General features: G+C 66.3%; 12 protein-coding genes and 1 pseudogene. 8 read left to right on the top strand and 5 right to left on the bottom strand.

Features of this window, described 5'->3' with window-relative positions:
- Positions 1-159: pseudogene (locus CH262_RS27215) on the bottom strand (alcohol dehydrogenase catalytic domain-containing protein); the annotation flags it as partial.
- Between the two features lie 37 nt (positions 160-196).
- Positions 197-457, bottom strand: coding sequence for a DUF3263 domain-containing protein (locus CH262_RS27210; protein WP_230074136.1), 261 nt, complete (start codon positions 455-457; stop codon positions 197-199).
- 133 nt (positions 458-590) lie between these two features.
- Here CH262_RS27210 and CH262_RS27205 point away from each other — a divergent pair, with 133 nt between their 5' ends.
- The 3 genes from CH262_RS27205 to CH262_RS27195 all read left to right on the top strand — a co-directional run bounded on the left by CH262_RS27205 (position 591) and on the right by CH262_RS27195 (position 3,548).
- Positions 591-1,883 carry a helix-turn-helix transcriptional regulator gene (locus CH262_RS27205; protein ID WP_256989018.1) on the top strand — a complete coding sequence of 431 codons (1,293 nt, stop codon included), beginning with the start codon at positions 591-593 and terminating at the stop codon, positions 1,881-1,883.
- Positions 1,880-2,893, top strand: coding sequence for a GlxA family transcriptional regulator (locus tag CH262_RS27200; RefSeq protein WP_256989017.1), 1,014 nt, complete (start codon positions 1,880-1,882; stop codon positions 2,891-2,893). The genes CH262_RS27205 and CH262_RS27200 overlap by 4 nt, the downstream gene beginning before the upstream one ends.
- Before the next feature lie 109 nt (positions 2,894-3,002).
- Positions 3,003-3,548, top strand: a complete 546-nt coding sequence (locus CH262_RS27195; RefSeq protein ID WP_045841620.1) for an MmyB family transcriptional regulator — start codon at positions 3,003-3,005, stop codon at positions 3,546-3,548.
- Here the strand turns inward: CH262_RS27195 and CH262_RS27190 are convergent.
- The 3 genes from CH262_RS27190 to CH262_RS27180 all read right to left on the bottom strand — a co-directional run bounded on the left by CH262_RS27190 (position 3,494) and on the right by CH262_RS27180 (position 8,237).
- Positions 3,494-4,369, bottom strand: a complete 876-nt coding sequence (locus CH262_RS27190; protein ID WP_094718889.1) for a helix-turn-helix transcriptional regulator — start codon at positions 4,367-4,369, stop codon at positions 3,494-3,496. The genes CH262_RS27195 and CH262_RS27190 overlap by 55 nt on opposite strands.
- Positions 4,370-4,450: 81 nt before the next feature.
- Entirely contained in the window at positions 4,451-5,641 is a 1,191-nt protein-coding gene (locus CH262_RS27185; protein WP_094718888.1) for an MFS transporter, read from the bottom strand.
- Positions 5,642-5,756: 115 nt separating this feature from the next.
- On the bottom strand, positions 5,757-8,237 hold the full coding sequence (locus CH262_RS27180) for a LuxR C-terminal-related transcriptional regulator (RefSeq protein ID WP_094718887.1): 2,481 nt from the start codon (positions 8,235-8,237) through the stop codon (positions 5,757-5,759).
- 106 nt (positions 8,238-8,343) lie between these two features.
- Here CH262_RS27180 and CH262_RS27175 point away from each other — a divergent pair, with 106 nt between their 5' ends.
- The 5 genes from CH262_RS27175 to CH262_RS27155 all read left to right on the top strand — a co-directional run bounded on the left by CH262_RS27175 (position 8,344) and on the right by CH262_RS27155 (position 12,946).
- Positions 8,344-9,288, top strand: a complete 945-nt coding sequence (locus tag CH262_RS27175; protein ID WP_256989015.1) for a DNA-3-methyladenine glycosylase family protein — start codon at positions 8,344-8,346, stop codon at positions 9,286-9,288.
- Positions 9,289-9,338: 50 nt separating this feature from the next.
- Positions 9,339-10,283, top strand: coding sequence for an aldo/keto reductase (locus CH262_RS27170; protein WP_032385122.1), 945 nt, complete (start codon positions 9,339-9,341; stop codon positions 10,281-10,283).
- A 99-nt stretch (positions 10,284-10,382) separates the two neighbouring features.
- Positions 10,383-11,615, top strand: coding sequence for a multidrug effflux MFS transporter (locus tag CH262_RS27165; protein WP_032385123.1), 1,233 nt, complete (start codon positions 10,383-10,385; stop codon positions 11,613-11,615).
- Between the two features lie 54 nt (positions 11,616-11,669).
- Positions 11,670-12,194 (top strand): DUF309 domain-containing protein, encoded by a 525-nt coding sequence (locus CH262_RS27160; RefSeq protein ID WP_052056652.1) that lies wholly within the window; start codon positions 11,670-11,672, stop codon positions 12,192-12,194.
- Positions 12,195-12,250: 56 nt separating this feature from the next.
- Positions 12,251-12,946, top strand: a complete 696-nt coding sequence (locus tag CH262_RS27155) for a hypothetical protein (RefSeq protein ID WP_143547187.1) — start codon at positions 12,251-12,253, stop codon at positions 12,944-12,946.
- Positions 12,947-12,956: the final 10 nt, after the last annotated feature.

Here is a 12,956-nt window from a genome sequence, read left to right as displayed (position 1 = left end):
GATGCCGCCCTCGCGGTAATGCAGATCGGTATGACACACCCCGCACGCGGCGATGGTGACCACGACATCGTTCGGGCCGGGATCGGGAATGGTGATCGTCTCGATCGAGACGGGCTCACCCTTCGCCTTCGCGACGACGGCATGAACGGTTTGTGACACAAGCACTCCTGGGGTCAGGTGATGTACGGAGGACGATTCACTCGCCGAGCCAGAGCCTGCGGCGGCACACCTCGAGCAACGCGGACATCGTGTCGCGGTCGAGAGTCGATTCTGTGTCGGGTTCGCGAAGCACTGCGGCGAGTCTGGTGAAGTATTCGGTCGGGCTGATTCCGAACCCGACCAGAATGTCCTCGGCCGGCCCGCCGCCGTAGGGCATCCACCGGGTCGCGAAGTCGATCATGCGCTTCGTTTCCGGGCAGCCGAGAGTCGACGCGAGGGTTTCGGTGGTCGTCCTCAACGGTGTTCCCTTCGTCGATGAATCCGATGTCCAGGTTGTCGTCCTACCGCGAGAAAAGAACCACGCACAACGGCTAGCAATCACTGGCCGAACGGACATCACACGACGCCGCTCCGAGTACTAGGATGCGCACGTGAGCAGACCTGCCCCGTCGACCCCCGCCAGGTCCGAACCGACCGACTCGCTCGCCGCGCTTCGGGAGGTCCTGACCGGTCCGCTGGTCGAGATAGCTGCTCGTTTTTCGTGGTGGTCGTCGCAGCGGTATCCGCACTCGGCGATGATCATTTTCACCAGAGAATGCACCGGCCGTCCGAGAAAAGTCAGTGGCGACGAGTCGATTACGAGCCGCGTGACGATCAAGGAGCTCGACGACCTCAAGCAGTCGGTGCAGCAGAGTGGTTGCCCAGCTCTGGACGGCCTGGGGCGCCTGGCCGGTGCACAGCGACGTCTCGCGACGCAACTCGACGACACGACCGACACCCTGCTGGTTCTGGTGCCCAAATCGGCTGCGCCGCAGTTCGATCCGGATTCCGACGTCGGCGTTGCGTTCGGAATCGTAGCCACCTCCATACGCCATCAGGTGGTCCAGGCGAGTCCTGCGTATCTCGCCGAATCCCTGGCGGCCTCGAGCGAGCGTGCTCGGGTGATCTCGGAGATGGTCGACGCCCACGTCGATACCCTCACGTCCGTGCTGTCCACGCTGCGCTCGAAGGACCTCGATGACGCGCGAGCACGCGCAACCGCCAGCGATACCGCGTCGGCGGCACTGATCGAGCTTCGCTCCATCGAAGAAGCAAACCGTGAGCTGGGGCAGGAAGCAGTGACCACCGCCTTCGCCAGGCTGCAGGGGGAGCTCGCCACTGTGTTGGACCAGTCCTCGATCGACGTCGAATATGTCGCTCCCCCAGTCGACGGAAGACCGGTCCCCGGCGAGATCGCACGCGGGGCGCGAGCCGTGGTTCGGACCGTCGTACTCGCCTACGTGGCTCAGCCGGATGTTCGACGGGTACGTATCGCGTGGGATTGCGACGGAACCAACCTGCTGCTCGAAGTCCGCAACGACGGCCTGCACGCCTGCGACACAGGGACTCTGACCCAACAGCTCTCCGGACGCGTGCACACCCTCCGGGGATCGATCTCGTTCGAATCCACCGCCGGGTGGGGATCACGCGTGAGCATCGCGATTCCTCTCGACCCGCCTCCCGCACGAGCCGACGAACAACTTCTCGCCGCCCTCAACCGTCGCGAGAGAGAAGTTCTCGGCTACCTCGCATACGGCAAGCGCAACAAGGACATTGCCGCGAGCCTCAACATCGGCGAGAGCACGGTGAAGTTCCACGTCGCAAGCATCCTGAGGAAGCTCGAGGTCAAGACCCGCGGTGAAGCGGGTGCCGTGGGCATGAAGGCCGGAATCCGAGCATCGTGACGCGTTCGACCACTCGGGTGTACGACGACCCGTCTCGGCGTGGTCCGAGCCAGCGTCGGCGCATCGGCATTCTGCTCTTCGACCAGGTCAAGATGCTCGACTTCGTCGGCCCGGCCGAGGTCTTCCTCGAAGCGAACCAGCGAGTCGACGGCTACGACATCGTCTTCCTCTCGATCGACGGCGGTGACGTGGTGACCTCGATGGGAATGACGGTGTCGGTGAACGCCGCCGTCGCCGACAGCGGCGACTTCGACACCCTCATCGTTCCCGGTAGCGAATCGGCTCCGGCCGTCTTCGAGGACCCGGCGTTGCTCGACGCGGTGGCGCTGCTCGCGCCCCGAGCGCGGCGGGTGGCGTCTATCTGCAGTGGGGCGTTCGCGCTGGCGGGATCCGGTCTGCTCGACGGCCGGAGTGCGACCACTCACTGGAAGTTCACGGCGGCTCTGGCGGAACGCTTTCCCGACACGCGTGTCCAACCGGATTCGATCTTCGTTCGCGACGGCGACATCTACACCTCGGCCGGGGTCGCTGCCGGAATCGATCTGGCGTTGGCGTTGGTCGAAAGTGATCACGGTGCCCCGATAGCCAGAACGGTCGCGCAACTACTGCTGGTGTACATGCAGCGCTCCGGCGGCCAGTCGCAGTATTCGGTGTCGCTGAAGGGTCCACCGCCGCGGACCCAGGTCTCTCGCGCTATCACCGACTACATCCATGCCGACCCGACACGACCCGCGAACCTGAGCGCTCTCGCGGCACACGCCAATGTCAGTGTGCGACATCTCAATCGCATCGTGCGCGAGGAACTGGGCACGACGCCTCTCGATTACGTGACCGCGATGCGTCTCGATATCGCGGTAGCCGCACTCGAGTCCGGCTATTCCGTGGCCCGGGCCGCTGCCGACGCAGGATTCGGCACGCCCGCTGCTTTTCGGCGTGCGTTCGTCACCAAGTTCGGGGTGACACCGTCGGATTACCAGAGGAAGTTCCGCACGACCGATCCAGCCCAGTGATAGTCGGCCCCAACGCTTTCGTTCACCTCGGGAGGATCGAACACCGCCGGTCGAAGGTGGCCCTGGCAGGGTTACCGGACCGGCAACCGCCTGGATCTATGGTCGAATCATGCACAACGTGGAGGCGCTCGAGTCCTGGGCGTATTCGCCTGCGGTACTGCTGGATCGGCATCTGACCGTCGAATCGTCCACGATGCTCGCTCGTGCGGTGTCGCCGAGCTTCGCCGAGGGGGTCAATCTGGCCGTGTTCACATTCGTCGACGCCGGTTCGCTCTGCGGCGATCGAGACGATCCCGCCGCCGACCCGCCTGCCGGGTGGGAATCGTCGGCGGATCAGGTGGTCGCCATGCTTCGTGAGTCGTTGGATCGGCACGAGCCAGACGACTCCTTTCGCCGCATCGTCGGCGAACTATCCACCCGTAGTTCGGCATTCGCGCAGAAGTGGGCCGGTGAGACCAGCGCGAGAAAAACCGGAACCGTGACGATCGAACATGCCGTCGTCGGTCCGTTGATGCTCGACTACCTGTTGATGCCTGCCGCCGAGGACCACGTACTGATGGTGCTGCGGCCCCGAACAGCACAGTCGAGGGCAGCTCTACGTCAACTGGCCGACGCGGTCCGATCGTCCGAATCGGACCGAGGAACAACGAACTGAGTGTCGCGGCTGGGGACTCCGGCAACCAGATGCCGGATCGCCGATGCCGACCGACTACCGGGATCGGCGAAGTAGGTGGTGATGAACTGCCCACCCTCGCCGACGATCTCCAAAGTCTGCGAACGGAATTCGACCAGACCGAACGGCTCCACCGGGACGACGGAGATGCTCGACGACAACGGCCGTACGTCGTGCTTGGCCCACATCCTGCGAAAAGCGCGGCTCTCCACCGACAATCGGCCCACCAACTCCGTCAGTCGCGGGTGACCCGGTGCCGCGTGGAATCGCAGTGCCGACACCATTCGCTGCGCCGTGACGGCCCAGTCCTCCGGCGAGGCGGCACTGTGCTCGTGCGCGAACACATCGAGCATCAGGTTGGTACCCACTTTCAGGCCCGGCGTCATCAGCGCGGCCGGAGCGTTGAGCGCAAGCAGATCGTGATGGCGGTCGGTGATGTACGCCGGCGTGTGGACCCACTGCTCCAACACCCGGGCCGACGCCTCGGTCACTCGCGGCGGAAGCGCCTCGACCACGGCCGGGCCGGACTGCGCGCGCGCCACCCGGTGGAAGTACGCCCGCTCGTCCGCGTCCAAACGCAGAGCCCGACTCAGCGCAGCCAGAACCTGCTCGGAGGGTTGATGATTGCGCCCCTGCTCGAGCCTCAGGTAGTAGTCGGCGCTGATATCGGCGAGCCGGGCGATCTCTTCTCGTCGCAGGCCGCGCACTCGGCGGTTGCCGTCGCGCACCAGACCCACCTGCTCGGGTTGCAGCGATTCCCGGCGCACCCGAAGAAAGTCCGCAAGCAACGAGCGTTCGGCCATCGTCAGGACCTCCTGTCGACAACCATCATCTCCTACCCGCCGTCCCGAATCGAGTACGAATCCGGCCCACTGTCGACCGTTTCAGGACACGACAGCCCGAGACTTGCGCAGATCGATGGTCAACAGCACGAACGCCACCGCCGCGAGCAGCGCAATCACGACGGCGAACACCACTCCCGCCGTCACCAGGCCCCATCCGGTCGCCACGGCTCCGGCCCCGATCACCGGTACCGAGATGGCGATGTACAACACGACGAAGAAGGTCGAGGTGACCTCTGCCCGACGGTGCGGAGGTAGCTCGGCACCGATCGTGGACATGCCGTTGGCGAATGTCATGCCCTGACCGACGCCGCAGAGCAGCGCCGCTACCACCAGAACGGCCAACGAGGTCAGCAGCAGCGACGCGGCCAGGAACACCAGACCGAGCAGCAGCAGCGCGCATCCCCACCGCTGCGCCGACGCTGGATCGGCTGCGCGCAAAGCAATCTGGGCTGTCGCCGACGCAGCGAAGACCGTGAACACCACCACCCCGGTGACGGCGTGATTGTCGACTCCCAACACACCGCCGATGAATCCCGGCGAGACGGCAGTGAACAGGCCAAGTACGGCGAAGCCGGCGAAACCTCCGATCGCGGCGCGCACGAAGGTGCCGCGCACCTCCGGTGGAACGGACAGCCGCTGCATGTGCGGGCGTGCTCCGCCGTCTACCCGCACCGTCTCCGGTGCGAGGAACACCGCCACTGCTGCCGCCGCGAGCAGAACCATGTCGACGACGAACGTCAGACGCAACGGTTGCGGTAGATACTCCGCGAGCACTCCGGCCACCAACGGTCCGAGGCCGAGGCCCCCGATGTTCGCTGCGGTAGCGATCGCGGATGCACGGTCACGCCATCGGTCGGGTACCAACTCGATCAACGTCACCGTCGCGGTACCGACGAAGATGCCGGCCGAAATTCCCGACAACACGCGGCCGATCACCAGGGCCGTCAGCGAGCCGGCGGTGACGAACACCACGGCGCTGATCAATCCGAATGCTATGGCCGCCAACAGCATCGGGCGTCGTCCCAACGAGTCGGACCAGCGGCCGAACGCCAACAGAGCTGCGAGCACACCGACGGCATACGCCGCGAACACGAGGGTAACGACGAAGACGGAGAAGTGGAACTCGACCTCGTAGAGCGCATAGAGCGGCGTCGGCATGGTGGTGCCCATCATCGCCACCACGAACGCGAACGCAACTCCGACGAATGCCGTCGCACTCGACACCGACATGCGGGGCGACGACTTTTCGTCCGATCGGGTCACGCTGATCTCCTGTTCTGCAAGGGCCGTCCGTCCTGTGCCGTCGACAAGGAGATCGAACCAGAGCCGGCGAGTACGTGCTCACTCACCGTCCGCCGCCCTCGTAACGAAGGAGTGCGTCCCGCAGCGCGGACCGCGTGGTGATCTGCAATTTGGGAAACACTCGGTACAGATGACCGCCGACAGTACGAGCCGAGAGATACAGCTGTTCGCCGATCTCCTTGTTGGTCAGACCGGCAGCAGCAAGCGACGCGATGCGCAGTTCCTGCCCGGTCAACCCCGAGCCCGCATCACCCTCACGCGGGTGCGGGCCGGCTCCTGCAGCCCGTCGTTCGTCCTCGGCTCGGCGCAGCCACGTGCGTGCGCCCAGTTCTGCGAACAGATCTGCGGCGTACCTCAACCGGCCGCGGCTTTCGACCACCCGGTGGTGGCGGCGCAGCCACTCGCCGTAGACCAGCGCAACCCGCGGCGCATCGAAACACCATCCAGCGGTGCGTAGTTCATGCAGACTCGCCTCGAAGAGCGCCTCGGCTCCGGCCTCTGCCAGCATCGCTTCGGCTGCAGTCAGCAGCGCACTGTGGCGGGCTCCCCAGAAATCGGGCCGGGTTCGGCGCAGTCGGTCGAGATACGTGCGCGCCTCGTCCGACCGCCGCAGCCGTACACAGGATTCGACGTAATCCAGTATTTCGAGTGGTCCGTACGGAGTGATCGAACAGTGCTCCGCCGAGAGATCGCGGCGGCGCATCCGCTCGTAGGCGACGTCGAAGCGGCCCAGTGCCACCGATTCGGCTGCGGTACAGCTCTTCTCGCCACCAGCGACAGCTGCCACCGAGGATCTCAGCAGGCACTCCTGCTCGTCGAAAAGGCCATCCGGCAGTCCCGAGGAGACGGCCTCGGCGAACGCAGAGAACTGTCCGCGAGCGGCGAGTGCGGCGAGGTGCCGCAGCCGGGTCAGAGACTCGGCGGCCGGAAACCCACCTGCGACAGGGTCCAGCACGTCCGACAGCCGACAACTGTCGTTCGGATCCCACAGCAAGGTGGGCAACGCCAGCTGCAGCAGTACCGGTTTCCACGGGTCTCCGGTGCGCAGCGAGGCTCGAACCGCGTTCAGCAGCGCCGGGCTGTCGAGTGCCCGCACGTGCACTCTCGAACCCGAGACGCCGAGAGACCGCGCGACGAGCACGTTGACCGGATCGAGATGCTGTTCGTATTTGACCGCCCATTGCAGGGCCTGGGCAACGAGTTCACTGTCACCGCTCAGTGCGCTGTACGCCAGAACCGAACCGATCAACTGGTCGACGACGTCAGGGCGGACCGCATCCGGCAATCGATCGAGAGCCTGCACGACGACGCCGAACGCAGCACGGGGGTCGCCTCCCCGGGCCACGGAGGCAAAGGCCCGGGCCGGAACGGTCTCGGACAGGGCCGCATCGGGATGTCCCGACCGCATACGGTCCAAGATCGCTACCGCGAGATCGACGAAGCCGGCGAATGCCGCCATGGACGCCGCCCGCACCTCGAGGGCCTGGGCGCGTCCACGATCGGATTCGAGCGCTACTGCACGGCAGAGCAACGCCACCGCCCGGCGGTAGCGATGCTGCGACGCCAGGTCGTGCGCCCGCTCGTCGAGCGCAGCGACGAGGCGCGCGTCGGGCGCTCGGGCTGCGAGTGCTCGATGCACCAGACGCTCGTCGGGCGTCAGCTGTGTGTCGACAGCCGATTCGAGGTGAACGGCGGTGCGCTCCTCGGCGGTCGAGGAGGCAAGAATCCACAGTTGTGCGACAGTGTCGCCATGTGGGTGGACGGCCGCGGAGTCGCCACCGTGCTCGCGAGAGACGATGTGTCGCAACGCATCGCCGAGAATCTGACGCCTGGACTCCTCGTCGAGCCCGGCGACCTCGAACGCGCCGATGTCGGCGAGCGTATCGGTGAGGTGGGCGCGGTCGAGGATCGCGCCGCCGACGGATGGATCCCGGCCCCAGATCGGCGCAGCGCGAGCGAGTTCGGTCGCGACGAGAGGGTTTCCCTGCGACAGCTCGATGATCGATTGCCGTTGCGCCACTGACGTTTCCGTTCCGTTCAACAGATCGCGCACCGTGTCGTCGGGCAGGGGTCGCACACGATGGAAGGCGAACTCCCGCCACAACGGCGGCGGGACGGTGTCGACGGTCGTGGCGATACACCGGACATGCGGGCTACGTACCGCCGCCTTCACCGCACGAGCGAGTCGGTCACGCGAGCCCGCGGGCAACAGATGCAGGTCGTCGATTACCAGCAGCGTCGGCGTCGCGTCGTCCACCACCAGATCACCCAGCAGCAGATCACCCAGCAGCCCCTCATCGAGCAGCCCCTGATCGAGCGCGGCCGCAGGGGAGTACGCGAGGCACGGCAGATCCACCACCCGGAAACCCAGCGCTGTCGCCTCGCCCGCGATGGTGTTGGCAACCGTGGACTTGCCGATGCCTCGCGCACCCGAGATCACCAGGATCCGCCGGTTCTCCGGCGAAGCGGACAAACACGAGCGGCCCTCACGCAGCACTGCGTCGCGATCCGGTGATGTGGGCATTCGTCCAATATATTTTCACCCGTGTCTGCGCAAGGGTGTTGAATATGGCCCTGGCAGGGACACACTGGACCGGCCGACCACGACTGCGACGGAGGTGACCCGAGCGATGACCGAGAACGCCTCCTCCGGCCCTATCGATCACGGCGTCACCCGCCTCGTCGACTTCGATCAGCGCGTCGATATTCGAATGTCCCTGTCACCGCTGCGTCGGGGCCGCGGCGACCCCACCTACGAGTCCACGCCGGACGGTGCCGTGTGGCGGACGTCGCGCATGATTTCCGGCCCGGTCACGTACCGATTGGTGCAGGCCTCACCGAGCAGCGTCATGGTGCGAGCCTGGGGACCCGGTGCCGACGAACTGCTCGACGCTGCCCCGGCTCTGCTCGGCCGGGACGACGACGCCTCGAGCTTCGCTCCCGAACACCCGATCCTGCGCGAGGCACACAGACAACTTCCGCACCTACGCCTCGGCCGGACCGGGCTGGTGCTCGAGGCACTGATACCGGCGATCATCGAGCAACGCGTACACGGCATTTCGGCGTTCGGCTCGTGGCGATACCTGGTGAGCAAGTTCGGCGACCCCGCACCGGGCCCGACCCCGAGGACGATGTTCGTGTTTCCCACGGCCGACGTGTGGCGACGCATCCCGTCGTGGGACTACCACCGCGCCAACGTCGACCCGGCTCGGTCGAAGACCATCGTCCGTGCCGCGCGCGCAGCCGGACGGCTGGAGGAGGCGTCGAACATGACGCCCGAGGATGCGCAACGCAGGCTGCGCGCGATCCCGGGCGTCGGCATCTGGACCGCGGCCGAGACCGCTCAGCGCGCCCTGGGGGATCCCGACGCGTTGTCGGTGGGCGATTACCACCTGGCCGCGGTGGTGGGGTGGTCACTGTTGGGTAGACCGATCGACGACGCGGAGATGGTCGAGTATCTGCAGCCCTTGGCACCGCATCGTCATCGCGCGATTCGGCTCCTGTATCTCAGCGGCAAGGCGACCAAGCCGAAATTCGGGCCACGGACCGCGCTGGTGGACCACACCTGGCACTGATCCCGGCCTACTCGTACAGTCGAGTTGTTCGCCGACCTAAGGAGTAGTTCGTGGTTGCTATCGGCACGTCCGATCTGGACATCTTTCCGCTTGCCCTCGGCGGGAACACCTTCGGCTGGACCAGCGACGAGGACACGTCCTTCGACATCCTGGACGCGTTCACCGCAGGAGGTGGCAATTTCGTCGACACGGCCGATTCGTACTCTGCCTTCGCCGACGGCAACTCGGGCGGCGAATCCGAGACGATCATCGGCAAGTGGATGACGGCCCGCGGCAACCGCGACGACGTCGTTCTCGCGACCAAGGTGAGCCAGCATCCCGAGTTCCGCGGTCTGGCACCCGACAACATTCGGGCCGCGGCCGACGCCTCCCTGGCCAGGCTGCAGACCGATCACATCGACGTCTACTACGCGCACTACGACGACGACAAGACGCCGTTGGTCGAGTCCCTGGCCGCGTTCGACGACTTGGTCCGGGCAGGCAAAGTTCGGCACGTGGCCATCTCGAACTACTCCCCCGCGCGGGTCCGCGAGTGGCTGGGCCTGGCGAAAGACAACGGTTTTGCGGCACCGATCGCACTGCAACCGCACTACAACCTCGTTGCCCGTCGCGACTACGAGGGTGAACTGCAAGCCCTCGCCGTCGACAACGGCCTCGGGGTGTTTCCGTACTTCTCTCTCGCCGCCGGTTTCCTGACGGGTAAGTACCGCACCCGGGAGGATCTGGCCGGTACCCAGCGCGAGCGACTGACGACGGGCTATTTCTCCGATGCAGGCCTGGCTGTGGTGCAGGGTCTCCAGGAGATCGCCGACTCCCGCTCGGCCGAGTTGTCGAGTGTGGCTCTCGCCTGGTTGCTCGCTCGACCGGGCATCACCGCACCGATCGCGAGCGCGAGCTCGCTCGCTCAGGTACTGGCTCTGCTCGACGCGCCGACACTGCGTCTGACCAGCCACGAGGTGGACACACTCACCGGACTGTCCGACGCGGTGGCATAGAACACGAAAGTTGTAGTCAGCAACGGGAACAGAATCAGCTCCTGCGCTGCTGACCTTCGGGTGGCCCCAGCATCGAACACATCCGTAACCAGCGCGCAGGTGACCGATACGCGCGAGAGCAGCACGTCGGCTCCTACAACCGAGCCGACGTCACGCGAGCGCCTCCGGGTGATCCTCGTACTCGGCGCGCTCATCGCCCTCGGTCCACTGACCATCGACATGTACCTGCCTGCACTTCCTGCCATCGCCGAGGATCTGAACACCCCGTCGTCTGCAGTGCAGCTCACGCTCGCGGGTACGTTGGTCGGCCTCGCGCTCGGCCAGCTGGTCATCGGGCCGCTGTCCGACATCGTCGGCCGACGACTGCCCCTCATCGTGGGCACCGGAGTGCACATTCTGGCGTCGCTCGCCTGCATCGTTGCTCCCAACATCGCCGTACTCGGCGGCCTGCGTGTGATTCAGGGTCTCGGTGCCGCAGCTGCTGCCGTGGTCGCCATGGCCATCGTCCGAGATCTGTTCAGCGGACGCGCCGCCGCGACCGTTCTGTCTCGCCTGATGCTCGTCATGGGCGTCGCTCCGGTTCTGGCACCGTCGCTCGGCGGTGCGGTACTTCTGGTCGGATCGTGGCGGCTGGTGTTCGCCGCGTTGGCGATCATGGGCGTGGCGTTGATGACGCTGGCAATCGTGTCGCTGCGCGAGTCCCTGCCGCCCGAGCGTCGTCGGGCCAGTGGCGTCATGCCGGTTCTGCGGACCTACCGATCGCTGCTGCGTGACACGCAGTTCGTCGTCCTCGTCATGGTCGCCGCCCTGGCCATGTCGGCGCTCTTCGCGTACGTGGCCGGTTCGTCGTTCGTCCTCCAGGAGGAGTTCGGCCTCGACGAGCAGCAATTCGCCATCGTCTTCGCGGCCGGTGCGATCTCTCTGATCGGCGCATCCCAGCTCAACGTCCTGCTGTTGGGACGCTTCGCACCGGTGCGGATCGTCCTGTCGGCGCTGTCCTTCGGCGTCGTCGCCGGCGCGGTCATGGTCGTCCTGGCGGTCACCGAGGTCGGCGGCATGGCAGGGTTCGTCGTCCCGCTGTGGTTCGTACTCGGGGCCGTCGGGTTCGTCATGCCCAACGCGCCCGCGCTGGCGCTGTCCCGCCACGGTGAAGCGGCAGGCGGCGCAGCTGCACTACTCGGTGCCGCACAGTTCGGGCTCGGGGCGATCGTCGCACCGATCGTCGGTGCACTGGGCAACGACGCGATCGCCGTCTCGACGACGATGGTCGCCACCTCGGCGGCAGCGCTGATCGCACTCGGGTCGGTGACCGTCCTGTCCGCACGTCGGTGACCTCACTCGCGTCATCGTGTGGGCCATGGCGGTCATCCCACTAGGGTGACCGCCATGGCCGAACGCGAGCGCGACCCGCAGGGCAAGCCCCTCAACGCCCGGCCGCGCGACGGCCTCGGCCGCCCGCTGGCCCGCGGCGGTACCGGAACACCCCGGGTTCCCGACGATCTCCGTCTTCCACCGGACCCCGCGCTCACCGAAGCGCAGCGATTCCTGGACGCACGTATGCCGTTTCACGCCCACGAGGTACTCGAGGGCACGTGGAAGAGCTGCGTCCCGGACGAACGCGAGCTGTGGCAGGGCCTCGCGCAACTGGCCGTCGGATTGACGCACCTGATGCGGGGAAACCGCGTAGGTGCCGCTTCGTTGCTCCGCCAAGGACACGACCGCCTGATCGGTTACGAGGTCGAGCCCCCGCACCGGATCGACGTGACGGGTCTGCTCGGCTGGTCCGAGGACCTGCTCGAGGACCTGGAGACGGGAACGTTACCGAGCTCACCAGGCGTTCCCGCACTGCGCCGGGCGGTGGAATCGGGATCCGACGGGGGCGTCCTGGCACACCGGCCGGACTCGAGCTAGCCTGAGGGAATTAGGTAAGGCTAGGACAATCTTCACCGGAAGTGGGGTTCCTCGGCGTGACCGTGTTCGCACCGCTGAAACTCGCCCATCGCGAGACGATCAGCCCAGCTCAGCTCGGACGTACCTTCTGCACCGAGGTCGCCGAACAGGTTCCCTACTGGGTCGCTGTCCTGACCCCGGCCGAACGTCCGCTGCAGGTCACGCCGTCTCCGCTCCGTGAGCGCACCACGGTCACGCTGCCCGTTCCCGCGAACACCCACCGGCTCGACGCTCGGCTGCTCGCCGCGCTCGGATCTGCGGTGTCCACGTGGCAACGAGACAACCGCCGCGGCTCGTCGTCGGGCGTACTGGTCGATATCGACGTCGACGACACCGGATTCGTCCATCCCGTCCGGCTCCCCGCCGTTCCGGTCGACGCCCTCACCGAACCCGCCCGCGCCTCATACCTCGTCGACGACGTCTGCGGACGGCTGGACTCGGCACCTCACGGTGGCCGCGACTACCCGCTGACCCGCAACTACCCGGCGCTGGCCTGCCGCCCGGGAGCGCAGATTCTGTTCCGCCACGATGTATCCGAAGCCGACGCCAGCCATGGCGAGCCCAGCGACTACGCCATCGACATCGCGATCGGCGAGACGGAATCAGGGCTCGTGTCGGCCAGAATCACCTGGTCTACCGGCATCGAGGGAATGGACGAACTGGTCCGGCTGTGGGCCGCAGCGACCACCGAGCTGACGGCAGTGCTTTCGTAACCGCCGGATT

The sequence above is a fragment of the Rhodococcus sp. 05-2255-1e genome (assembly GCF_002259025.1).
GTDB lineage: Bacteria > Actinomycetota > Actinomycetes > Mycobacteriales > Mycobacteriaceae > Rhodococcoides > Rhodococcoides fascians.
This window is presented reverse-complemented; position numbering and strand designations above follow the sequence as displayed.